At 69.0% G+C, this 22,431-nt stretch carries 20 protein-coding genes; 11 read left to right on the top strand and 9 right to left on the bottom strand.

All coding sequences use genetic code 11. The features are described 5' to 3' along the window. The first annotated feature begins 65 nt into the window (after positions 1–65). The gene (locus tag ABH933_RS12220; protein WP_429417339.1) at positions 66–791 is read left to right on the top strand and encodes a zf-HC2 domain-containing protein; all 726 of its coding nucleotides are present in this window, start codon (positions 66–68) and stop codon (positions 789–791) included. 390 nt (positions 792–1,181) lie between these two features. Here ABH933_RS12220 and ABH933_RS12215 read toward each other — a convergent pair whose 3' ends face one another. Then, entirely contained in the window at positions 1,182–1,658 is a 477-nt protein-coding gene (locus ABH933_RS12215; RefSeq protein ID WP_429417336.1) for a hypothetical protein, read from the bottom strand. 219 nt (positions 1,659–1,877) lie between these two features. On the opposite strand from ABH933_RS12215, the gene ABH933_RS12210 reads away from it, so the two are divergent. The 3 genes from ABH933_RS12210 to ABH933_RS12200 are packed head-to-tail and all read left to right on the top strand — an operon-like array spanning position 1,878 to position 7,236. Next, positions 1,878–2,972 carry a cytochrome c oxidase assembly protein gene (locus ABH933_RS12210; protein WP_429417334.1) on the top strand — a complete coding sequence of 365 codons (1,095 nt, stop codon included), beginning with the start codon at positions 1,878–1,880 and terminating at the stop codon, positions 2,970–2,972. 32 nt (positions 2,973–3,004) lie between these two features. After that, positions 3,005–5,275, top strand: coding sequence for a heavy metal translocating P-type ATPase (locus ABH933_RS12205; RefSeq protein ID WP_429417331.1), 2,271 nt, complete (start codon positions 3,005–3,007; stop codon positions 5,273–5,275). Next, positions 5,272–7,236, top strand: coding sequence for a cytochrome c oxidase assembly protein (locus tag ABH933_RS12200; protein WP_429417329.1), 1,965 nt, complete (start codon positions 5,272–5,274; stop codon positions 7,234–7,236). The genes ABH933_RS12205 and ABH933_RS12200 overlap by 4 nt, the downstream gene beginning before the upstream one ends. Before the next feature lie 342 nt (positions 7,237–7,578). Here ABH933_RS12200 and ABH933_RS12195 read toward each other — a convergent pair whose 3' ends face one another. Next, on the bottom strand, positions 7,579–8,574 hold the full coding sequence (locus tag ABH933_RS12195) for a lipase family protein (RefSeq protein ID WP_429417326.1): 996 nt from the start codon (positions 8,572–8,574) through the stop codon (positions 7,579–7,581). Between the two features lie 400 nt (positions 8,575–8,974). On the opposite strand from ABH933_RS12195, the gene ABH933_RS12190 reads away from it, so the two are divergent. Continuing rightward, the gene (locus tag ABH933_RS12190) at positions 8,975–9,889 is read left to right on the top strand and encodes a helix-turn-helix domain-containing protein (RefSeq protein WP_429417794.1); all 915 of its coding nucleotides are present in this window, start codon (positions 8,975–8,977) and stop codon (positions 9,887–9,889) included. A 136-nt stretch (positions 9,890–10,025) separates the two neighbouring features. Here ABH933_RS12190 and ABH933_RS12185 read toward each other — a convergent pair whose 3' ends face one another. Then, positions 10,026–10,259, bottom strand: coding sequence for a DUF3039 domain-containing protein (locus ABH933_RS12185; protein WP_215921996.1), 234 nt, complete (start codon positions 10,257–10,259; stop codon positions 10,026–10,028). A gap of 241 nt (positions 10,260–10,500) precedes the next feature. Here ABH933_RS12185 and ABH933_RS12180 point away from each other — a divergent pair, with 241 nt between their 5' ends. After that, complete coding sequence (locus ABH933_RS12180) at positions 10,501–10,860, top strand: DUF3099 domain-containing protein (protein ID WP_308166837.1); 360 nt, start codon at positions 10,501–10,503, stop codon at positions 10,858–10,860. Here the strand turns inward: ABH933_RS12180 and ABH933_RS12175 are convergent. Continuing rightward, positions 10,831–12,087: an MFS transporter gene (locus ABH933_RS12175; protein WP_429417792.1), complete on the bottom strand. Its 1,257-nt coding sequence runs from the start codon at positions 12,085–12,087 to the stop codon at positions 10,831–10,833. The genes ABH933_RS12180 and ABH933_RS12175 overlap by 30 nt on opposite strands. A gap of 218 nt (positions 12,088–12,305) precedes the next feature. On the opposite strand from ABH933_RS12175, the gene ABH933_RS12170 reads away from it, so the two are divergent. Together ABH933_RS12170 and ABH933_RS12165 are read left to right on the top strand one after the other, a co-directional pair. Continuing rightward, positions 12,306–13,043: a VOC family protein gene (locus tag ABH933_RS12170; protein ID WP_429417324.1), complete on the top strand. Its 738-nt coding sequence runs from the start codon at positions 12,306–12,308 to the stop codon at positions 13,041–13,043. A 12-nt stretch (positions 13,044–13,055) separates the two neighbouring features. Further along, positions 13,056–14,081, top strand: a complete 1,026-nt coding sequence (locus ABH933_RS12165; protein WP_429417321.1) for a GlxA family transcriptional regulator — start codon at positions 13,056–13,058, stop codon at positions 14,079–14,081. Between the two features lie 21 nt (positions 14,082–14,102). Here the strand turns inward: ABH933_RS12165 and ABH933_RS12160 are convergent, their stop codons facing one another. Further along, complete coding sequence (locus ABH933_RS12160; RefSeq protein ID WP_429417318.1) at positions 14,103–15,239, bottom strand: YihY/virulence factor BrkB family protein; 1,137 nt, start codon at positions 15,237–15,239, stop codon at positions 14,103–14,105. Between the two features lie 126 nt (positions 15,240–15,365). Between ABH933_RS12160 and ABH933_RS12155 the strand changes: the two genes are divergently transcribed. Further along, positions 15,366–17,093, top strand: coding sequence for a DEAD/DEAH box helicase (locus tag ABH933_RS12155; RefSeq protein ID WP_429455024.1), 1,728 nt, complete (start codon positions 15,366–15,368; stop codon positions 17,091–17,093). 46 nt (positions 17,094–17,139) lie between these two features. Here ABH933_RS12155 and bfr read toward each other — a convergent pair whose 3' ends face one another. The 3 genes from bfr to ABH933_RS12140 form a co-directional block, all read right to left on the bottom strand. Next, the gene (bfr, locus tag ABH933_RS12150; protein WP_215922002.1) at positions 17,140–17,622 is read right to left on the bottom strand and encodes a bacterioferritin; all 483 of its coding nucleotides are present in this window, start codon (positions 17,620–17,622) and stop codon (positions 17,140–17,142) included. 151 nt (positions 17,623–17,773) lie between these two features. Then, entirely contained in the window at positions 17,774–18,016 is a 243-nt protein-coding gene (locus ABH933_RS12145) for a (2Fe-2S)-binding protein (RefSeq protein ID WP_429417311.1), read from the bottom strand. A gap of 94 nt (positions 18,017–18,110) precedes the next feature. Further along, positions 18,111–18,719, bottom strand: a complete 609-nt coding sequence (locus ABH933_RS12140; protein WP_429417308.1) for a methyltransferase family protein — start codon at positions 18,717–18,719, stop codon at positions 18,111–18,113. A 180-nt stretch (positions 18,720–18,899) separates the two neighbouring features. Between ABH933_RS12140 and ABH933_RS12135 the strand changes: the two genes are divergently transcribed. Both ABH933_RS12135 and ABH933_RS12130 read left to right on the top strand, forming a co-directional pair. Then, entirely contained in the window at positions 18,900–19,958 is a 1,059-nt protein-coding gene (locus tag ABH933_RS12135; RefSeq protein WP_429417305.1) for an ATP-binding protein, read from the top strand. Positions 19,959–19,961: 3 nt separating this feature from the next. Beyond that, positions 19,962–21,785 (top strand): vWA domain-containing protein, encoded by a 1,824-nt coding sequence (locus ABH933_RS12130; RefSeq protein ID WP_429417302.1) that lies wholly within the window; start codon positions 19,962–19,964, stop codon positions 21,783–21,785. 4 nt (positions 21,786–21,789) lie between these two features. Here ABH933_RS12130 and ABH933_RS12125 read toward each other — a convergent pair whose 3' ends face one another. Continuing rightward, positions 21,790–22,398 (bottom strand): TetR/AcrR family transcriptional regulator, encoded by a 609-nt coding sequence (locus tag ABH933_RS12125; protein ID WP_429417299.1) that lies wholly within the window; start codon positions 22,396–22,398, stop codon positions 21,790–21,792. Positions 22,399–22,431: the final 33 nt, after the last annotated feature.

Here is a 22,431-nt window from a genome sequence, read left to right as displayed (position 1 = left end):
CACATCGCAGAGGCTACTACACCCTGTCGTGGAACTTCCCAGGGCAACTGCGCGACTATAGGTGCATGAAGTGCGAAACGGTCCGTGAAGCGCTGTCGGCGCGTCTCGACGGTGAGCAGGAGCCCGTCCCCGCCGAGATGGTGGACCGGCATCTCACCGCCTGCTCCGCCTGCCAGGACTGGTACCGCCGCGCCGATGCCTTTCGCCGCGCCACGATCCTGCACCGCGCGCCCGTGGTGCCCGACCTGACCGCGGCGGTCATGGCGCAACTTCCCGCACCCCGGCGTGCCCGGCAAACCCTGCGGGTCCTGCTCGCGGTCGTGGCGATCACCCAGACCGGCCTGGCCCTGGCCGAGCTGTTCGGGGCCGACCCGGGCATGGGTAGTGGCACGGCGTTCATGATGGGCCACATGAGCCACGAGAGCGCGGCGTGGAACGTCGCCATCGGCATCGGACTGGCGTGGGCCGCTCTGCGGACCCGGGCCGCAGCAGGCCAACTGCCGATGATGACCGTCTTCGTCGGCGTGCTCGCCGCGGCCTCGCTGCTGGATCTGGCCGAGGGCGAGGTCACCGTGATGCGGCTGCTGTCGCACGTACCCGTGGTGGTCGGTGTCGCCCTGCTGTACCTGGTCCATCGCCAGCATCGCGACGACGAGCAACCCCTGCCCGGCCGGACGCTCCCGGCTCCCGGCGGATTCGGCTACGACCGCGCGCCCGGAGCGGAGCCTGTGTACCAGGATCCCCGGCACTCCGAGGGCTATCAACGCCCGGCAAGCCGGCGCGCAGCCTAGCCGTCCTCGGGCGACCCGTTGACCCGCGACTCGGCGATCCCCGGATCATAGTTCACGTCTATCAGTGGCAGTACGATCGTGTGGAGGTCGGCTCGGTCGGTGCGGCCCATGTCCGATCCGGTTCACCGTCGACGCCGACCACGAACTGCGCCCCGACGAGGTGCAGATGGCCCTGGACTCGGGCGGAAATTTCACGGTCGTCTGAGTTGGCGTCCGGGAATACCCCTCGGCCCTGACCCAGGGGTATTCCCGGCGGGGTTGCCGGTGCCGGTCCGGGTGGTGCCGGGTCGGCGAATATGGTTGCGGGTGAATGGTATTCGTTCGGATATGGGATAGCCGGAGATGCGGATCGGCCAGAACCGCCGCTGCGGACCGGACGGGTCGCGCCGATTATCCGAGCATCGACGCGAGCATGTCGGCCATGGCCGCTGTCATGACCGCCAGGCTGATGCGTACATCGAGGCTGTCGTGTCCGATCAACCCGGCGGTGGGGTGCGCCCGATGGGCCCGATCCCATAAGCGGAACAGCCAGGCAAGGGTCGCGGCACCCAGGTAGGCGACGACCACCCAGGTGATCACCCGGGGCAGTGCCACGGTGAGCGCCGCGAACAACGTCGCGAGCCAGCGGTCCAGCAGGTGCTGCCGCATCGGATCCACGGCGTACATGGCGGCCATGGCCAGGCTCATCACCACGTGCGTGCCGTGCCACCATCGTGCCTGTCCGGGAGCCTCGGCGGCGTGCCGGACGTGCAACAGCGCCACCGCCAGCAACGCGATGGTCCACAGCACGCGAACCCACCCGGGCAGCATGGACATGTCGGGGGCGGGACCGGTCATCGAAGGCATATCGGGCGGCATCGTGTGCATGGAGCTCCTACTCGATTTTCTTCCGTAGAGGAGTCGTCGGTGCCGTGGTGTTCGGTTCCCGGCACGGCGGGATGGTCCGGTGCGGGTGCGGAGAACGGTCGCGAGTCGCAGAAGTTCTGCCGGGCGCGGCGAATGGAGCGCGCACCGCCGAGATTGGCCCGATCTGTCTCCCCGGGAACTTTGGCGGTCTCCGGTCCGACTGTCCAGAGGTGAATGCGGATGTCGCCACCAGAGCTCGGCGATCACCCTTACCCGCAGGGGGCAATCGTGTGCGCTGAGCAACTGCTGCATACCGCCACCCTGGCTGTGCCGATCGAAGGTCCGGCGCCGACGGTGACCGGCGCGCTGACCACTTGGACGTTCTCACCGGTCGCCGACATCCTCATCGCGGTCGCCGCCCTGGGCTACGGCTGGATGGTGCTGCGGGCGCACCGCCGCTCGGAGCACTGGCCCGTAATCCGCATCGCGAGCTGGTATGCCGGACTGGCCTGTCTGGTGCTGGCCCTCGACAGCGCGCTGGCGACGTACTCTCATCGGTTGTTCACCATCCATATGGTGGTCCACCTGCTGATGATCGCCGTCGTTCCCGCGCTGATGGTGTGGGGGCAGCCCATCCGGCTGCTGCATCTGACCGGCGGCCCACGCGCCCGCGCGATCATCGACGCCGCCCGGCTGCGTTCGCCGTGGCGGTGGCTGATACCGGCACGGTTCACGGTGCCGCTGTACGCGGCGGTGCTGGTGCTGACCCATCTGACCGGGTTCCAGCAGGCGATGCTCACCCATGCCTGGGTTCATACCGCCGAACTGCTCCTGTATCTGATCAGCGGTTATCTGCTGCTTCTCCCGCTCGCGGGTGGCGAGCTGACGACCGAGCCGGCGTGGCCGTACGGCTTGCGGCTGCTGGTGCTTGCGATCTGCGTCGGACCGGACACCCTCGTCGGGGTCACGCTGATGATGTCCTCGACCGTCCTGGCACCCGCCTATGCGGCGTCGCGGGCATGGGGTCCGGGTGCACTGACCGACCAGAACACCGCCGGGGTGATCATGTGGCTGGGCGGGGATGGACTGATGGTGGTGCTGATGATCATCGTCGCGGGCCAGTGGGTCCGTACCGGTGATCAGGCCCGTAGTTTCGGCCCGTGGCTCGATGGCATTCGCCAGCGCGCCCTCCTCGGCGAATCCACGTCCGGCGGCGACATCGACGCCGAGCAGGCAGCGCTGGACGCCTACAACGCCCGGCTCGCACAGCTACACGGCCGGCGGCCTGTTCCCCGGCGCGATGCAAGGACGGTAACCCTGCATGAGCGCACGTAGATTCCCTCCGACGATTGCGAGCGAGTGACGGCATGGCTTCAGTGACCCAGACGCCCACCCTGAGTCCGGTCGCAGGGCCGCCACCCGCCTCCCGCGCGGTGGAGTTGCAGATCGGCGGGATGACGTGCGCCGCATGCGCGGCGCGAATCGAGAAGCGGCTCAACAAGATCGACGGCGTGAGCGCGACGGTCAACTACGCCACCGAGAAGGCCACGGTGCAGGCCGGCGGCGAGCTCACGGTCGAGGACCTGATCGGTCAGGTCGAGCGCGCCGGGTATCGGGCGGTACCGGTCGAGCAGCGCCCGGACGGCGATCCGGAATCGGGGCGGGTGCGGTATCTGTGGCGGCGGCTCGCGGTGGCGATGCTGCTCGGAGTGCCCGCCGGGGATCTGGCTTTCGTCATGGTGCTGGTGCCGCGGATGCGGTTCGAGGGCTGGCAGTGGCTGCTCTTGGCATTGTCGCTGCCGGTGGTGACCTGGTGCGCGTGGCCGTTCCACCGCAAAGCGTTCACCGGGCTGCGATACGGCGCGACGTCGATGGACACGCTCGTCTCGATCGGCATCATCGCCGCTTCGGGCTGGTCGCTGTACACGATCTTCGCGCACGGCTCGGCCGATCCGTCCGGGGGTGGGTGGGGAGCGCTGTTCACTCCCGGCGGCTCGGTATACCTCGAAGTCGCGGCCGGGGTCACCATCTTCGTCCTGGGCGGGCGACTGTTCGAGGCCAAGGCCAAGCACACCGCGGGCGGGGCGCTGCGGGCGCTGGCCGAACTCGGGGCGAAGGACGTCGCGGTCCTGGAGGACGGCGGTACCGAACAGCGTATCGATGTCCGCATGCTCCGAGTCGGCGACCGGTTCGTCGTTCGTCCCGGCGAGATCGTCGCGACCGACGGGGTCGTGGTCGAGGGCGGAAGCGCGGTGGACACCTCCGCGATGACCGGAGAAGCGACGCCGATCGAGGTCATGGTCGGCGACGAGGTGATCGGCGGAACCGTGGTGCTGGCCGGGCGGCTGGTGGTGCGCGCCGACCGGGTCGGCGCGGATACGCAACTGGCGCAACTGGTGCGGTTGGTCGAGCGGGCACAGCAGGACAAGGCGGGGATCCAGCGCCTCGCCGATCGGATCTCCGCGGTGTTCGTGCCGGTCGTCGTGGTGCTGGCACTACTGACGCTGATCGGATGGCTGCTCGCGGGCGGCACCGCCGAACATGCCATCAGCGCCGGACTGGCGGTACTCATCATCGCGTGCCCGTGTGCGCTGGGCCTGGCCACCCCGACCGCCCTGCTGGTCGCGTCCGGACGCGGCGCGCAGCTGGGGGTATTCATCAAGGGACATCAGGCACTCGAGTCGGCGCGTGCGGTGGATACCGTGGTGCTGGACAAGACCGGTACGGTCACGCTCGGCCGCATGACGGTCGTCGCGGTGCATCCCGCTCCGGGGCGCACGCGCGCGGAACTGCTCCGTGCGGCCGGTGCGGTGGAGGACGCGTCGGAACATCTGGTCGGCCGAGCGATCGCGGCGCTGGCCCGGGCCGAACTCGGCTCGTTGCCAATGGTCACCGGCTTCACCGCCCTGGCCGGACTGGGCGCCGGTGGCGCCGTCGAGGGCCGCGCGGTCCTGGTGGGATCCACGCGCCTGGCCGCGGACGCCGATGTCATCGTGCCCGCGGAGCTGGCCGCCGAGCGGAATGCCGAGCAGGAGCAGGGACGCACCACGGTGACCGTGGCGGTCGACGGTACCGCGATCGGTGTGCTGTCCCTCGCTGATGTCGTGAAACCCGGCGCGGCCGAAGCGATCGCACAGTTGCATCGGCTCGGCCTTGCCACGGTTCTGCTCACCGGGGACAACGCGGTGACCGCGCGGGCGGTCGCCGCGGAGATCGGCGTCGCCGAGGTCATCGCCGAGGTGATGCCGGCAGACAAGGAAGCGACCATCGCGCGACTGCAGGCCGACGGCCGGGTGGTGGCCATGGTCGGTGACGGCATCAACGACGCACCGGCCCTGGCCCGCGCCGATCTCGGCCTGGCGGTGGTCACCGGCACCGACATCGCCCTGGGAGCCTCCGACATCATCCTGGTCCGCGAGGAACTCGATGTGGTGCCCACCGCCGTACGGCTGGCGCGCGCCACCCTGTCGACCATTCGCGGGAACTTCGTCTGGGCGTTCGGCTACAACATCGCCGCCATCCCGATCGCCGCCGCGGGATTGTTGAACCCCCTGATCGCCGCCGCGGCCATGGCGGTGTCGTCGCTGTTCGTCGTGACCAACAGCCTCCGGCTGCGCAAGCTGTCACCGAGTCGATGAGCGCGGGCCGGCTCGGGCGCTGGGCGGTGCCGCTCGCTGCGATCGCCGCACCGGCGATCGTGATCGCGGTCGCGGTGACCGCTGGCAGCGCACCGTATTCCCTTCTCGGACTGGGTGATCCGGGGACCTTGGTACGAGGGGTCGCGCCGCTGCTGCGCCTGATCGCCGAGGCGTGTGCGGTGATCTGTGCCGGGGCGCTGACGTTCGCGGCATTCTTCGCCCCGGACGAGTCGGGTCGCCTCGCACCCCACGGGTACGCCGCGGTGGTGAGTGCCGGACGGTGGGCGGTCGGCTGGGCGGTCGCGGCTGCGGCACTCGTCCCGGTGGAGGCAGCGGATCTGTCGGGCGTACCGCTGTCCGGACCACCGCTGCGGGCGCCGGTCAACGATCAGCTCGCGCTGTGGGCCACTCTCGAACAACCGATGGCCTGGCTCGTCACCGCGGTGCTGGCCGCCGCGGTAGCCGTCGCGTGCCGATGGGTATTGCGCTGGCAACCGACCGTGGTGGTGTGGGCAGTGTCGATCGTCGCGGTGCTGCCGCAGGCTGTCACCGGACACAGTGCCTCCGATGCCGGGCACGATCTAGCCGAGGCGGCACTGGTGATCCATGTTCCGGTCGCGGTGGCATGGATCGGGCTACTGATCGCCCTGCTACGGCCGGCCTGGCGACGCGGTGTACCCGCGGAGGTGCTGCGTCGCCGCTACCAGCGGTTCGCGCTGGGAAGCTGGCTGGCGCTGGCCGGATCCGGACTCGTCGTCGCCGCGGTGCTGATACCGGCGGGGCGGCACCGCACCGGAGACTACCTCTGGTGGTTCCTGGTCAAGGTGGTCCTGGTCGCTGGGCTCGGAGTGATCGGAATATGGTTGCGGCGCAACCCGAATCACCGATCGGGCACCGCAAGAATGCTCGGATTGTGCGCCGGCGAGCTGGTTGTACTGTCCGCGACCGCGGGTATCTCAGTCGGACTGACACACCTGACGCCACCGGCAGATACCGGCCCCGTCGCCACCCCCGATCAAGCCTTTCTCGGATTCGACCTCCCGCATCCACCGGGCGTGATGCGACTGCTGCTCGACTGGCGGTTCGATCCGCTATTGGGCACCCTCGCGCTGCTGCTGGCCGCGGTGTACCTGGCCGCGTGCTATCGGATCCGCCGCCGTGGCTGGCCGCGTGGGAGAACGGTCGCGTGGCTGACCGGATGTGCGGTCCTGCTCATCGCCAGCTGCAGCGGAATCGCCCGCTACGCGGGCGCGATGTTCAGCTACCACATCGTCGCGCACATGCTCATCGGCATGCTCGCACCCGTCCTGCTGGCCCTCGGAGCACCCCTGACCCTCCTACGATCGACAGGGGCTCGCGAGGGCTCGGGTCCCACGGAGTGGATCACCACGCTCGCCGAATCGCGCCTCATCCGGGCACTGACCCATCCGCTGTCGGCCACTGCGATATTCGCAGGTGCGCCTTTTGTTCTCTACTGCACCGGACTGTTCGACGCGGCGGTACGTTTCCATTGGGCGCACCTGCTGATCGACGTGGTGTTCCTGAGCATCGGCTACCTCTTCGCCTGGATGGTCGTCGGACCCGACCCAGGCCCCCGCCCGATGCCGATGATCGCCCGCCTCGGCATGCTCCTGGCCGCCATGCCCGCGGACATTATCTTCGCCGCCACCCTGTTCGACACTCACACCCTGATCGGCGACGGCCGCGCCAGCGCCAACATGTACTCCGCACTGCGCCTGCCGTGGGTGAGAGACCTGTTCGCCGATCAGCACGCCGCCGCGCTCGCAGCCCTGCTCATCGGCGAGGCTGCCCTCCTGATCGCCACTGCCGCACTCGTTTTCCGCTGGCGCTCCGATACCGAACAAGCCGGGGACGACGCCACCGACCCGTATAAGGCGCTCGCCAACGCCCTGCGCTCCCACCACGAGCACAGTCCGCAGCTCAGCTCCTCCACGAGATGATGAAGAAGGACCCGCATTTCACCCAGCTGCCGAACAGCCCTGAAAGTGGCAGTCGAAGTTGCACTTTTCCGGGGCGTTATCGGTGCGGTCTTCCTTACCTCGGCCGTGTTGACGGTGGCTCTCGCACTGGGCGCCGCGCTACTTCACGCCCGATGGGCAGCGCACACTACCCACGCGTAGGGGCTCAGCGGCTGAGATTTACCGATTGGCTCTACCGACCGGGTTCACAACGAATGTCCGCCTTTGTAGCGCGCTGTGCTCGACTGCGGGCGCATTCTTCGACCATCGGCGGAACTCGCGCCGATACGACGTTTCGGCCGACCGTGATGTAGAAGTCGCGGTTCAGCGACTGCTGCCGGTGGGAGGCATGTGTTCGTTCAGGAAGCCGAGGGCGTCCGCGGATGCCTGCGAGAGGATGGTGAAGTGGTTCGCGGTTGGATACAGCTGCAGGCGGGTCGGGCTCGTATTGGTCGAAAGCTGTTGGGCCAGTGTGACAGTCAACGGTGCTGGCAGCATGTCGTCGACAACACCCTGTTCGAGGGTGATCGGCGCCCGATAGCCGTGCACGGGTACCGCCATATAATCCTGTAGTGCGGCGACCAACGCCGGGTCCGACAGTGGACGGGACAGCAGGGTTCCCAGGGCTTGTCCGTGTACGGCCGTTTTGAGCTCCGTCAGACAGCCTGATCCCTTTCTCGCTATCGCCAGTACCTGCCTGCCGCGGTCGCTGAGATAACCGTCGACATCGAGGTCGGGCCGGGCATGGTCGAGGCCCGCGAGAATGAGAATGAGGTTGAGCTGCAGGTCATTTCCTATCGGCAGGGTCGGAAAGGCCGGTCCCATCAGGTGGGTGATGATGTCTTCGGCGTGGCTGGTCGGTGCGTAGGCGAGGCTGCCGCGCACGTCGATATCGGGTGCGTACTGCTGGGCGATGGCCGCGGCGAACAACGCGGCGTGTCCGCCCTGTGAATGGCCAGCCGAGACCGCGGTGGTCGAGATCGCCGGGTCGAGCCGATGGGCGGCCCGCACGATGTCGAGCACCGCATGCCCTTCCGCGCGTCCGGCCTGGTACTCGTTGACGCCCGGTGCGCCCAGCCCGATGTAATCGGTTGCCGCGACGGCATATCCTGCGTCCAGGAATTGTGACAGGTACGGTGTCTGACTGATCGGCCCGGTAATGCCCCCGGTGAGGTTCGGCGCGCAGCCGAAGGTGATTCCCGTCGTGCCGTGGCCCCATGACACGACCCGCCAGCCCCCGGCCGGAGGATGCTCTCCTGGGAGATAGACATCGCCGCCGCTGACCTCGGCCGTCCCGTTCTGTCCGGTGGTCGTGTACACGATCCGAAACCCTTTGGTAGCGCCCGGAATCAGGTCGTCGGGCTGCAATGACCGAATCGATACCAGCATCCCCGGGAGCGAAGGCGCGGCGTCGGCCATGGGTCCGAGCGCCGGCTCGACACTCGCGAGCAGCCCGGCCAGGGCCAATGCGACGCGGTGGCGGACAGCAGTCCTCCATTGCGGGGGAACGCGTTTCGTGTCTCGGGTGTCATCGCTGGCCGTTCGCATGGTCCGCTCCTGTCAGGGTTCCTCGGCCGATAAGTGGCGCCATCAGGAACGGTAAGAACCCGGTTGGCACCGCGGTGAGCACTGGACTGCGCGGATCAGGGGACCGAAGCGATCATCGAATCCTGATATTGTCGTGACCCTGTCGCCACCCGCAAGGAGCCCGGTGATTCCGATGGAGCCGTCACCGCCACTACAGACACTGCTGGCCCGGATTGCCGCGCAAGGCACCGATATCGAACAGGCCCTGCAGGTCGCGGGCGCGGGCCGGACGGGCGGCCGGTGGCCGGAGGCTGCCAATCGAGTCGTCCGGACGATCTGGGAAAAAACCGACGACGAACTGCTGGGTCTGGGTCCGCGCCCGATCCCACGTGGGATGCTGCGCCTGCTCGCGGTCGCGGTCGTCCACACCCGCACCCTGGCCGAGGCACTTGCCCGCACGGTCGAGTTCGGCCGGCTCGCTACGGGTATCCCGTTCACCTCGTCGACCGATGAACATCGCTGTATGCGAATCGAATTCGACCCCGCTGACGCGGCAAGCCCCGACCCGGCCATGGCGGGCGCGATATTGACCGGTGTGCATCGTTTCGCCGAATGGCTCATCGGCAGGGCAGTTCCCCACGCCGCCATCGAGCCGGCGCGGCTGATGTTCTGCGCCGGGTCACTGCACGAATCCGTCGTTCGCACCGAAGCCGAGCTGACACAGCTGCTTCGAGACGCTCCCGCCGGTCTGCTGTCCGATCGATCCGGGGCGCTCTCGGTCTCGGGCCGAGTCATCGAAATCCTCGAACGCGGCCCGATACCGGTGACCGGGAATGCGGTGGCGCGGGAACTGGCCGTGAGCCCACCTCACCTGCGCCGCCTACTCGGACGAGAAGGCACATCGTTCCGGCGCTTGCAGGACGAAATCCTGCGGGACCGTGCCATTGCGGCGCTGACCAGGACCAGCGAACCCATCGCTCACCTCGCGACGCGGCTCGGCTACTCCGAACCGAGCGCCTTCCGGCGAGCATTCCACCGTTGGACGGCGACCACGCCCTCCCGCTATCGCTCCGACGCACAGCGGACGTTGCCGGTCCACCAACCCTGAAACCTGCACCACAGTGGTGGTCGTTGAGCGCTGAGAATGGAACGGAGCCGGTTCGCGATCCAACGGTGTGCTAGCACCAAAATGGCACTCTGGGGGCTAGTTCAGCGGCCCGCAACCCGTTGACCAGCGAAAATGGTTAGCTCTTCTTCATCATGTCGTAGACGCGCTTGCACTCCGGGCAGACCGGGGAGCCGGGCTTGGCCGAGCGGGTGACCGGGAACACCTCGCCGCACAGGGCCACGACGTGGGTGCCCATGACGGCACTCTCGGCGATCTTCTCCTTCTTCACGTAATGGAAGTACTTGGGGATATCGCTACCGGTCGACTCGTCGGTGGTCGTATCCGGGCGAACCAGGGTATCGGTGCTCACCCCTTCCATGATGCCGCATCGGCGCCCGGGCCGTCGCCGCAGCCTCGGGGGTTTGTTCGCCCGGCGGTGGATTACCGCATGTGCATTCGTCACGGGGGAGTGGAAGACTCGAGGTATGCAGCGTGACGGCGAAACCCCTGATGACCGCGCCCCGGGCGGCTCCGAACCCGAGGTCGAGGTCCCGGCGCCGGATGCGGTGCACGGCGAGGGTTTCTTCCGGGACACCCTGAATCAGGGCCCGGTGCCGCCGCCGCGCAAGCGCGAGGGGTTCTTCCGTCCGTCGAAGGAGGACAGGCCGGTCCTGATCACCGAGGCCGCGCCCTCGCTGGAGCAGCAGCATCGGGACCGGGTGCGCAGGTACTCGATCCTGATGGGGTTCCGCATCCCCTGCCTGGTGCTGGCCGCGATTGCCTACGGTGAGTGGCACAACGCGCTGATCTCGCTGGCCATCATCGGCGTCTCGGTTCCGCTGCCGTGGATCGCGGTGCTCGTCGCGAACGACCGCCCGCCCCGCCGCAAGGACGAGCCCAGCCGGTGGGACGGGCGCCGCGCCGAACACAAGGCGCTCGAGTCAGGCCGGAACCGCTCCATCGACGGATGAGGCGCGCCGCGAGCGGAGAAATCCCGACATGATCGCGGCGCCCGCGCACAGCCCGCCCGCGATGTACCAGGCCAGGTCGTAACTGCCGCGCATGTCGCGGATGATGCCGGCTCCGGTGGCGGCCAGGGCCGCGCCGAGCTGATGCGAGGCGAACGCCCAGCCGAACGCCACCGGTCCGTCCTCGCCGAAATACCTGCGGCACAATGTCACCGTCGGCGGCACCGTCGCAACCCAGTCGAGTCCGTAGAACACGATGAACACCCACATGCTGGGTTTGGTGTCCGGCGCGAGCAGCGACGGCAGGATAACCAGCGACAGCCCGCGCAGCCCGTAGTAGGCGACCAGCAGGTAGCGCGGATCGGTGCGGTCGGTGAGCCAGCCCGAGGCGATGGTTCCGGCCACGTCGAAGATGCCGACGGTGGCCAGCAGGCTCGCCGCGGTGGTGGGCGGCATGCCGTGATCGTGGGCCGCACTGACGAAATAGGTGCCCACCAGCCCGTTGGTGGAGGCACCGCACACCATGAAACCCCCTGCCAGCAGCCAGAATTGCGGCCTGCGGGCGACGCGGAACAGCACCGTCACCGCGCGTGCGGCCCCGCCTCCCAGTTCCTTGCGTACCCCGACCTGGCTGCCGGGTTCCGCGCCGTACGCGGTGACGCCGATATCGCTGGGAAAGTCGCGGATGAACAGCAGCACCACCGGCACCACCGCCAGGGCCGCGCCCGCGATCACCAGCGATGGCGTCCGCCAGCCGTGGGCCTGGGCCAGCGCCGAGATCAGCGGCAGGAATACCAGCTGACCTGTCGCGCCGGCCGCGGTGAGCACGCCGGTCACCAGCCCGCGATGCCCGACGAACCAGCGGGTGCTGATGGTCGCCACGAACGGCATCGACATCGATCCGACCCCGACGCCCACCAGCAGCCCCCACGTCGCCAGCAGCTGCCACGGCCGGGTCATGAAGACTGTCAGTCCGGCGCCCGCCGCCACCAGCAGCAGCGCGCACGCCACCACCCGGCGGATGCCGAAGCGGTCCATGAGTGCGGCCGCGAACGGCGAGATCAGCCCGTACAGCAGCACATTCAGCGAGACTGCGGCGCCGATCGTGCCGTGCGACCAGCCGAATTCGTGGTGCAGCGGGTCCATCAGGACGCTGGGTGCGGATCGGAATCCGGCCGCGCCGATGAGCGCCACGAACCCGGCGGCCGCGACCAACCAGGCCGGGTGCATGCCGAACGGGCCGGTGCGGGCGGGCCGCGCGCCGAGGTGCGGCGCGGTGGCGTCGGAGGTGAGGGCGTCGTTCCGCCCGGCGGCTTCGGGGCCGCGGGCCGGGTCCTGCAGTTCGGTCACCGGAAGATCGTCCCCGAGATTCGGTTGCGGTACGAGTGGCCGGAGTGCCACAATCCGTCAATATCTGGCCACTCGATCCGGCCACCGTGGGAGGCGCCATGATCCGCTGGAATACCGCATTCATCGATCGCCCCGCCGAGGGCTTCGACGCGGCGGGCGCGTTCTGGGCGCGGGTGACGGGCGCTCGCCTGTCCGAACGACGCGGCGAGCGAGGCGAATTCGCGACCCTGCTGCCGGAATCGGGCGACCCCTGTCTCCGGATCCAGGTGGTCGGCGGGCCCGGCGGTGCACACCTGGACCTGGACGTGGACGATCCCGAGTCGGCGCGGCGCGCGGCCCTGAGCCACGGGGCGAGCCTGGTTGCCGCACACGACGACTGGACGGTGTTGCGCTCGCCGCGGGGCGTGGTGTTCTGCCTGACCGTCGAGGACGGAGAGCAGGCGCCGCCGGCCGTCCCGTCGCCGGACGGTGCCCTGAGCCGCCTCGATCAGATCTGCCTGGACATCGGGCCCGCGGGATTCGACGACGAGGTCCGCTTCTGGTCCGCGTTCACCGGGTGGGGTCTAACCCCCACCACCGACCCCGAATTCGCCCGGCTGGCGGTGCCGTCGCGGCTGCCGATCCGAATTCTGTTGCAGCGCTTGAACGAAGACCGTCCGCCGTCCGCGCATCTGGATATGGCGTGCTCGGACGTCGACGCGGTCGCGGCCTGGCACGAGCGGCTGGGCGCGCGCCGGGTCGGCGGCGGCCGGACGTGGGCGGTGATGCGTGATCCCGCGGGCGGCACGTACTGCCTGACCAGCCGTGACCCGCACACCGGTCGCGTGACGGAGTAGGGGAGCGGGCAGATGGCAGGGACGCTCTCGGAATCGGTTGCGCCACAGTCCGAAACGTCGCGCCGGCACTCCGTGGCGGTGCTGGCGCTGGAGCCGGTTGTCGGTTTCGACATGACGATCCCGCCGACCGTGCTCGGTTCGGCAGAGGCGCCGGATGGCACGCCGCTCTACGACGTGAAGATATGCGGCCTGAACACCTCCAGCGTCCGGTCCACGATGGGCTACGCGATCATCCCCGAGGCCGGGCCCGAGCTGCTGACCACGGCCGATACCGTGGTCGTGCCCGGTACCCAGATGCCCGGGGCGCGCCGGTTCGGCACGCTGCCGCCGGATCTGTCGCGGGCGCTGCGGAGCATCCGGGACGATGCCCGTGTCGTGTCCATCTGCACCGGCGCGTTCGTGCTGGCCGCGGCGGGGCTGCTCGACGGCCGCCGGGCCACCACGCACTGGTCGTTCGCGGACGACTTCCGACGGCTGTATCCGCGCGTGCTGCTGGACGAGAACCTGCTGTTCGTCGAGGACGGAAACATCTGGACCGCAGCGGGTTTGGCCTCGGGGCTCGATCTGTGCCTGCAGCTGTTGCGCACCGATCACGGCAGCGAGGTCGCCAATCGAGCGGCGCGCTACTGCGTGGTTCCGCCGTGGCGCGAGGGCGGCCAGTCCCAGTTCATCGATCGCCAGGTCCCCGACGACGGTTCCGACGGCACCGCGCCCACCCGGGCGTGGATGGTGCGCCATCTCGACCACGACCTGGACCTGAATTCCCTTGCCGCCCATGCCCGCATGAGCGTGCGCACCTTCACCCGCCGCTTCAAGGCGGAGACCGGGCAGGCCCCGGGCGGATGGCTGCTGCAGCAGCGCCTGCGGCACGCCCGGCACCTGCTCGAGACCACCGAACTCCCGATCGACGAGGTGGCGCGGGCGGCGGGCATGGGCACCGCGTCCTCGCTGCGCCACCACATGCGGGCCGAGTTGGGCGTGCCGCCGCTGGCCTACCGCAAGACCTTTCGAGCGGTGCGGCACGCGGTAATCCATTGAGTAGTAACCATTCGATGTGCGCTACGGGGCCGGGCGGGTTCCGTGCGCCGGGGCCTCCGGCGCCGGGGCAGCCTGGCTGGCCGCGCCGGATACGTTGCGCCGCGCGCGCATCCGGTGCACGAGCCGCCGGCGGATGTGGTCGAAACGGGTCCTACGGGCGGGCCAGAATTCCTGCACGGTGGCGTTGAACTCGGCGCCGAGAATGACCGCGAACGCCAGGAAGAACGTGAACAGCAGGAAGGCGATCGGGGTGGCCAGCGCGCCGTAGCTGATTCCGGTGCGGGCCACCCAGGCCAGGTAGCCGCGCAGAATCGTGCTCGCGGTCATGAAGAACACGCCCGCTATCAGCGCGCCGCCGAACAGCCGGTGCCACGGCAGCGACCGGTGCAGGGCCAGCTTGTACAGCGTGGTGAGCCCGACGATGAGCAGCAGGCCGGTGCCCGGGTAGTAGAACGCGTCGATCAGCCGCAGCCCCGGTTCGCGCCAGGTGAGCGGCAGTGCCCGCCCGATCAACGTCGGTCCCAGCGCCACCAGCGGCAGCACGAAGACCGACACGATCAGGAACAGCACATACAGCAGCAGGGCGAAGATGCGCTGCCACACTGGATTTCGCGCGTCCTGCTGGTTGTGCGCGGCCACGATCGCGTCCACGAAGGTCGCCATCGCCGACGATCCGGCCCACAGCGAGAGCACGAACCCGATCGACACCACCGCGCCGCGCCCGCGACGCAGCACATCACGCACCGTGGGGGCGATCAGATCGTCGACGACGGTGGGGCTGAACAGGTTCCGGCTGAAGGTGATGATCTTGGACTCGACGATGTGGACGGTGTCGGGACCGAACCAGCCGCCGACGTAGCCCAGGCAGCCCAGCAGGCCCAGCAGCAGCGGGGCCAGCGAGAGCGTCTGCCAGAAGGCGGCCGAGGCGGACTTGCCGAATATCTCGTCGTTCCAGGATTTCACGGCCACGCGCGCCACGAACGCCCACAGCCGCAGCAATGCGTGGATGATCCGGCCGATCACCGGGGCCAGCCACCGGCCGGGCACAACGGCCCGCGCGGGCGGCGCAGCGTGCGGCGCGGGTCCGGCGGGCGTTGCGGGTCCGGCGGGCGTTGCGGGTCCGTCGCGGTGCGGGTCCGGCGTGTCGTGAGCGTCCATGCTGCCTACAGCATCGCCCACCGACGCTCGGGACGCGCGCGCAGCGGCCGATCGTGTCGCCGGTGGGGAGCGTCACAGTCATTCCGGGCGTAAGCACTCACACAGTGTCGGATTACCTTTCTGTCGGTGGGGATCGGTACTCTCCTTCGAGTGACTTCGGGTGGTGGCGGTTCTTTACGTGCATGGCAGCGCAGGGCTCTGACCAGGTATTTGACGACCAAGCCACGCGATTTTCTCGCGGTCGCGACACCGGGTGCGGGCAAGACCACGTTCGCGCTGCGGGTGGCGGCCGAGCTGCTGGCCGATCGCACCGTCGACCAGATCACCGTGGTCGCGCCCACCGAACATCTCAAGCATCAGTGGGCGGCCTCGGCCTCGCGCACCGGCATCGCGCTGGATTCGAACTTCTCGAACTCCACCGGCGGTACCTCCGGCGATTATCACGGCGTCGTGGTCACGTATGCGCAGGTGGCCTCGCATCCGTTCAAGCATCGAGTGCGCACCGAAAACCGCCGCACCCTGGTCATTCTCGACGAGATCCACCACGCGGGCGACGCCAAGAGCTGGGGCGAGGCGACCGCCGAGGCGTTCGGCGACGCCACCCGCCGCCTGGCGTTGACCGGTACCCCGTTCCGCAGCGACGACAGCCAGATCCCGTTCGTCACCTACGAACCCGACGAGAGCGGCTTCCCGCGCTCGCGGGCCGATCACACCTACGGCTATTCCGAGGCGCTGGCCGACGGCGTCGTGCGACCAGTGGTGTTCCTGGCCTACTCGGGCGAGGCGCACTGGCGCGACAGCGCGGGGGAGGAGTATTCCGCCCGCCTGGGCGAGCCGCTCAGCGCCGAGCAGACCGCGCGGGCGTGGCGCACCGCGCTCGATCCGGCGGGCGACTGGATGTCGAAGGTGCTGATCGCGGCCGACACCCGGCTGCGACAGCTGCGCGCCACGGGCATGGCCGACGCGGGCGGGCTGGTCATCGCGACCGATCAGGAGAAGGCGCGCGACTACGCCGATCTGCTGGAACACATTTCGGGCACCAAGCCGGCGGTGGTGCTGTCCGACGATCCGGGCTCCTCGGATCGGATCGACGAGTTCGCCCGCAGTACCGAGCCGTGGATGGTCGCGGTGCGCATGGTGTCCGAGGGGGTGGACGTGCCGCGCCTGGCGGTCGGGGTCTACGCGACCAGCGCCTCGACGCCGCTGTATTTCGCGCAGGCGATCGGCCGCTTCGTGCGCGTGCGGCGCCCCGGGGAGACCGCGAGCGTGTTCCTGCCCTCGGTGCCGGTGCTGCTGGATCTGGCCGCGCAGCTGGAGGTTCAGCGCGATCACGTCATCGGCAAGCCGCACCGGGAGAAGAACGCCCTGGACGACGAGCTGCTGATCGATGCGAACAAGCAGCAGGACGAGCCGGGCGAGGAGGAGAAGAAGTTCGTCGCGCTGGCCGCGGATGCCGAGCTGGATCAGGTGATCTACGACGGCGATTCGTTCGGCACCGCGACCTTCTCCGGCAGCGACGAGGAGGCCGACTACCTCGGCATTCCCGGGCTGCTGGATGCCGACCAGATGCGTGCGCTGCTGCGCGATCGACAGACTCGTCAGGTGGCCGAGCGCACCGCCGCGGCGGCCGCGGGCCCGCAGGTGGCCGCGGCCTCGGAGCGCGTGGCCACCGCGGACAAGCTGGGCGAGCTGCGCCGCGAGCTCAACAGCCTGGTCGCCATGCATCACCACCGGACCGGCAAGCCGCACGGGGTGATTCACGGCGAGCTGCGACGCGAATGTGGTGGTCCGCCCACGGCGCTGGCCACGGCCGATCAGCTCTCCGAACGCATCTCGGCCCTGCGCCGGATGTAGCGGACATCTCCACCGGGCCGTCTCGAACCCGGCCCGGTGGAGATGCTCAGTCGCCCTCGGGCGTATCGGTGTAGCGCTGCAGGTACAGCTGCTCGCCGAGCGTGTTCAGCAGTTCGAGCTCGGTTTCCAGGTAGTCGATGTGGTGTTCCTCGTCCTCGAGGATGGTCTCGAAGATGCGCGCGGAGGTGGCGTCGCCGCGCGAGCGCATCAGTTCGATGGCCGGGCGGATCCGGTTGACCACCTCCACCTCGACCGCCAGATCGGCCCGCAGCTGCTCGGGCACGGTCTGCCCGATGCGCAGTGTGTTGAGCTTCTGGTAGTTGGGCAGTCCCTCGAGGAGCAGGATGCGGTCGGTGAGAATCTCCGCATGCTTCATCTCGTCGATGGACTCGTACCGCGTGTGCTTGGCGAGCTTGGTGAAGCCCCAGTTCTCCTGCATCTTGGCGTGCAGGAAGTACTGGTTGATCGCGGTCAGTTCGGCCGTGAGCTGCTCGTTGAGCAGCGCGATGATTTCCTTGTCGCCTTCCATGGGGTGTGATCGTGGCACACCGGGATATTCGCCGTTGCTATAACAGCCAGCGTGTCTCGGCTTTCTGCAGGCAAATTCGGCCCCGGCGAAGCAAGGCTGGCCTAAAGGCTATACCGGGACAATCCGGTCGGCCGGTTTACTCGGCGGCGTGTCAGGCGGCCGGGGCCTGCGCCGATGCGACCGATGTGGCGGTCATGGCCTGGCCGAACACCTCCGCGAGGCGCCGGGTGCAGCTGCCGCAGCCGGGCTTCCATCCGCAAGCGTTCTTGACCTGTTTGGTGGAGCAGGCGCCCGCGGCGACGCAGCTGTGCACGTCCGATTCGGAGACGGCATTGCAGATACACACGTACACGGTGGGCCTCGTGGTGCGGGAGCGTCGGTCGGGGTGAGGCACCGGGGAGGAGGTTAGCCTCCCCTTATGAAGTAAGCCTCGCCTTATGTATATCACGGATCGCCGTCGTTGTGACCCCCCTGTTTTCCGATCGGCGTCAGGCGCGGGGCCGCGCGAGCGGAACCAGCGCGGGAACCCGGTGCCGATAATCGCGGTAGTCGTCGCCGAAGGTGTCGATCAGCATGGTGTCCTCGACGCGGACCCGGCGAAGCAACCATGCGGTGACGAAGGCCAGCAGCACCACCCCGGCCCCGAATCCGGACAGCAGGGTCGCGCCGAGCATGAGTCCCAGGAGTCCGGTGTAGATCGGATGGCGCACCATCCGGTACGGGCCGTCGGTGCGCAGCTCGTGATTCCGCTGGATCATCGGCCTGCCCGCCCACATGGTGCCCAGGGCCAGCCGCGCCCAGACCATGAGCCCGGCCGACACGATGATCAGCAACGACCCGAGGGCCGTCAGGGCCGCGGCCTTCCAGGTGATCGGGTCCCAGATCGAGCGCGGCAGCAGATGCAGCACGACGCTCAGCACGACGAGTCCGGCGATCATCCACGGCTCGGGCAGCAGCGTGCGGGCGAAGTGCCCGAGCTTGTCGCGCAGGGTGCCCGGCCGCACCGCGGCGAACCACACCGCGGTGCCGAGCCACACGATTCCGACCACGTCGATGCTGAGTCCGGCGACGAGGGTCAGTAGGTGCACGATGTTCATACCTTCAGGGTGCTCCGGCGACGCCCCGCTCCGGCACCACCCGCCAGCCGGTTCCCGTCCACCCGCGGGTGGAAATTCGGTGGAGGGCCCCTGGGTGCGGATCTACTCTGGACCACCGATCCATGGTCTCGACGGCGTGCGACGCACATGCGAGATATGGCAGAAGGTAGGGGAGGGTGTGTGGAGGCGACCGTCTCGGTGACTCCGGAGGAGTTGCCGGAGCTGCTGCTGCACGTGGCGGTGGTACGGCCGGTATTCCTGTGGGGCGCACCGGGTATCGGCAAGAGCTCGCTGGTGCGAGCGTTCGCCGAATCGCTGGGGCTGGAGTGCGTGACGCTGCTGGGTACCCAGCTGGCGCCGGAGGATCTGATCGGGGTGCCGCAGATCGTGGAGGATCGCAGCCGGTTCGCGCCGCCGGAGATGATCGCCCGCGCCCAGCCCTACTGCCTGTTCCTGGACGAGCTGAATGCCGCGCCCGCGGAGGTGCAGAAGTCGTTCTATTCGCTGATCCTGGACCGGCGCGTGGGGAGTTACGAACTGCCCGCCGGATCGGTCGTGATCGGCGCGGGGAATCGGGCCACCGACAACGCGCTGGCCCGGCCGATGGCCTCGGCGCTGGTGAACCGCATGGTGCACGTGCACCTGCGCGCCGATGTCGACGACTGGCTGAAATGGGCCGCGCACAACGGAATTCACCGCTGGGTCGTCGAATATCTCATGCAGCGGCCCGATCATCTGTGGTCCGCGCCGCCCAAGACCGAGCAGCCGTTCTCCACCCCGCGCGGATGGCACATGCTCTCGGACGCACTGCATTCCTACGGCGACGAGATCCCCGACCAGACACTGTGGATACTGGCCTCGGGCACCCTCACCACCGCACACGCCTCGGGATTCCGGGCGTTCGTCAAGACCGCGCGCCACGCCTTCGACCTGGAGGCGGTGATCAAGGGGGACGCGTCGTGGCCGCGCGATCCCGGCGACCGCGACCTGCTGTACTTCCTGTCCGAGGCGTTCCGGGCGCGGTTGGTCCGCGAGCTCCCGGCCTCCCGTGAGCACGCCTCGGGTGGGGTGAAACGCTTTGTGCTGCGGGCGAAGTCGATGCTGACGGAGCTGGCGGAGATCTCCGTGGAGTGCGCGCAGCTGGTGATCGCCTCCGGCGACGAGGGGGTGCCGGTGCTGCCGTCGTGGTTCCTGGTCGAGGTCACGCGGGATCTGCCGCGGCTGGCGGCGCGGCGGTGATCCGTGGCGGGAGGTGCGCGTAGGAGGCCGAAGACGCCCGATCCGTGGGCGGAGCAGCGGCAGGCCGGCTGGCGGGCGGTGCGGGAGCATCCGATCTTCCGGCGCCTCCCGTGCGGCATGCGGGAGGCCGAGGTGCTGCCCGCCGATGTCTGGGCCGTGATCGGGCCGCACGGCGGCGTCGTGTGCAATCCGAGGCGGCGGGCCGAGGCCGGCGAGTGGGCCTGGGTCTTCGCACATCTGTTGCTGCACGCGGGTTTCGGGCATCTCGATCCGCGCGGCGTGCCCGGGCACGCGCTCGAGCCGAATCGCGTGACCGGCGACTGGCTGCCCGCGCAGCACCAGCCGGATCCCGTGCACCGGGCGGCCTGCTGCGCGATCGTCGATCAGTACCTGCGCACGGTGAAGATCGGCAGCGAGCCGGTGGACCTGCCGCCGCCGCCCGGCGGGGCCGACGAGCAGGCGCTGGCCGAACGGTGGCGCGGCGACGGTGTGCCGGAACCGTATCGGCGGCAGGATTTTCCGGACTTTCTCCTCGGCACCGAGGCGATCGCCAAGAACGCCGACCACCGCACGCATTTCGCCGCGGGTATCGCCGAGGCCGCCCGGGACGCGCTGGAGGCGGCGGGGCGCGACGTCGCGGCCGGGCTGCGAAAGGTGTTGCGGCCGTGGGACAAGGCGCTGAACTGGTTCGTCTCCTCGTATCCGCTGCTGGGGGCGCTTGCGGCCGGGATGACGATCGTCGCCGATCCGGATGTGGCGCGCGGGTGGGACATTTCGATCGCGGCGGTCAATGCCGAGGCGGCCGAGATCTACATCAACCCGTATGCCGGACTCTCCACGGAGGAGTGGCGCTTCGTGCTCGCCCACGAAATGCTGCATGCCGCACTGCGTCACGGGGAGCGTAACCAGTGGCGTGACCCCTACCTGTTCAATGTGGCCTGCGACTACGTGGTGAACGGGTGGCTGGTGGAGATGGGCGTCGGTGAGCTGCCCGAGGGCCTGCTCTACGATCCGGAGCTGAAAGGGCTTTCGGCCGAACACATCTACGATCGCATCGCGGGCGATCTGCGCCGCATGCGCAAGCTGGCCACGCTGCGCGGGCGCGGGCGCGGTGACATCGTCGGGGAACCGTTGCCGCACGGCGGATCTCCCGGCCGGTACATCGATCTCGACGACTACTACCGCGGCGCGCTGTCCACCGGGCTGGCCTACCACCTGGCCGGTGGGCGCGGCCTGCTGCCCGCCGGGCTGGAGCAGGCGATCCGCGCCCTGGACCAGCCGCCGCTGCCGTGGGATGCCCAATTAGCATGCTGGTTCGACGAATTCGTTCCGGTCGTGGAGAAGCGGCGCAGCTATGCCCGGGCCTCCCGCCGGCAGTCCTCGACCCCGGACATCCCCCGTCCGGCGTGGACGCGGCCCGACGAGTCGGTCCGCCTGCCCACCTTCGGCGTCGTCCTGGATACCTCCGGCTCGATGTCGGCGGCCCTGATGGGCAAGGGCCTGGGCGCGATCGCCGCGTATGCCCGCGCCCGCGACGTCCCGTCCGCGCGGGTGGTGTTCTGCGATGCCGCCGCGCACGACGCCGGATATCTGCCGGTCGACGACATAGCCGGCCGCGTCCGGGTGCGCGGCCGCGGCGGCACCCAATTGCAGCCCGGCATCCGGCTGCTCGAACGGGCCGAGGACTTTCCGCCCGATGGCCCGATCCTGATCATTACCGACGGCGAATGCGACGTGCTGCGCATCCGCCGTGAACACGCCTACCTGATGCCGGCGGGCTCGGGCCTGCCGTTCCGTCCGCGCGGGCCGGTCTTCCGCATGCGCTGACGAATCACCTCGGGACCCGCACCTCGGGCCACGCGGCCAGGGCGCGGTCGATGGTGCGCTCGAGGTCGGGTAGGGGGCTGCCGTCGCGGGCGCGGATGGAGAGGCCGAACAGGACCGTCGCGTAGAAGTCGGCCAGGTCGGCGGTGTCGGTGGCCGGGTCCAGGTCGCCGTCGGCGATGCCGCGGTCCAGGCGGGCGCGGATGGCTTCGGTTGTGTGCGTGCGCTTTTCGATGAGAAAGTCGCGGATCTCGGTGTTGCGCGTGGTGTAGGTGGATCCGGCCAGCACGACCATGCAGCCGTGTGGCTTGTCGGGGGCGGTATAGACGACGGCGTTGTCGCGCAGCATCGCCTCGATGCTCGCGCGCGCGGTCGGTTCCTCGCGTAACGCGCGCGCGGTGTGCGAGCCGTCGGTGCGCGAATACAGCCCCACGGCCTCCCGGAACAGGGCCTCCTTGCAGCCGAACGCCGCATACAGACTGGGCGAGCCGATGCCCATGGCGGCGGTGAGGTCGGCCATCGAGGCGCCCTCGTAGCCGTGCTCCCAGAACACCTCCATGGCGCGTCGCAGCGCCAGCTCGCGGTCGAAGGCGCGAGGGCGTCCGCGTTCCGCCATGGCCGGATCCTTTCTGTGTCGATCGCTAAATAT

Origin of the sequence: Nocardia sp. GP40, from assembly GCF_050434125.1 — a bacterium.
GTDB lineage: Bacteria > Actinomycetota > Actinomycetes > Mycobacteriales > Mycobacteriaceae > Nocardia > Nocardia albiluteola.
This window is presented reverse-complemented; position numbering and strand designations above follow the sequence as displayed.

Coding starts and splice junctions, on each gene's coding strand:
- ABH933_RS12140 (WP_429417308.1), bottom strand. CDS start 18,719: ATGAACATCGTGCACCTACTGACCCTCGTCGCCGGACTCAGCATCGAC.
- ABH933_RS12220 (WP_429417339.1), top strand. CDS start 66: ATGAAGTGCGAAACGGTCCGTGAAGCGCTGTCGGCGCGTCTCGACGGT.
- ABH933_RS12125 (WP_429417299.1), bottom strand. CDS start 22,398: ATGGCGGAACGCGGACGCCCTCGCGCCTTCGACCGCGAGCTGGCGCTG.
- ABH933_RS12210 (WP_429417334.1), top strand. CDS start 1,878: ATGTCGCCACCAGAGCTCGGCGATCACCCTTACCCGCAGGGGGCAATC.
- ABH933_RS12160 (WP_429417318.1), bottom strand. CDS start 15,239: ATGGACGCTCACGACACGCCGGACCCGCACCGCGACGGACCCGCAACG.
- ABH933_RS12170 (WP_429417324.1), top strand. CDS start 12,306: ATGATCCGCTGGAATACCGCATTCATCGATCGCCCCGCCGAGGGCTTC.
- ABH933_RS12205 (WP_429417331.1), top strand. CDS start 3,005: ATGGCTTCAGTGACCCAGACGCCCACCCTGAGTCCGGTCGCAGGGCCG.
- ABH933_RS12215 (WP_429417336.1), bottom strand. CDS start 1,658: ATGCACACGATGCCGCCCGATATGCCTTCGATGACCGGTCCCGCCCCC.
- ABH933_RS12175 (WP_429417792.1), bottom strand. CDS start 12,087: ATGCACCCGGCCTGGTTGGTCGCGGCCGCCGGGTTCGTGGCGCTCATC.
- ABH933_RS12165 (WP_429417321.1), top strand. CDS start 13,056: ATGGCAGGGACGCTCTCGGAATCGGTTGCGCCACAGTCCGAAACGTCG.
- bfr (WP_215922002.1), bottom strand. CDS start 17,622: ATGGAAGGCGACAAGGAAATCATCGCGCTGCTCAACGAGCAGCTCACG.
- ABH933_RS12190 (WP_429417794.1), top strand. CDS start 8,975: ATGGAGCCGTCACCGCCACTACAGACACTGCTGGCCCGGATTGCCGCG.
- ABH933_RS12200 (WP_429417329.1), top strand. CDS start 5,272: ATGAGCGCGGGCCGGCTCGGGCGCTGGGCGGTGCCGCTCGCTGCGATC.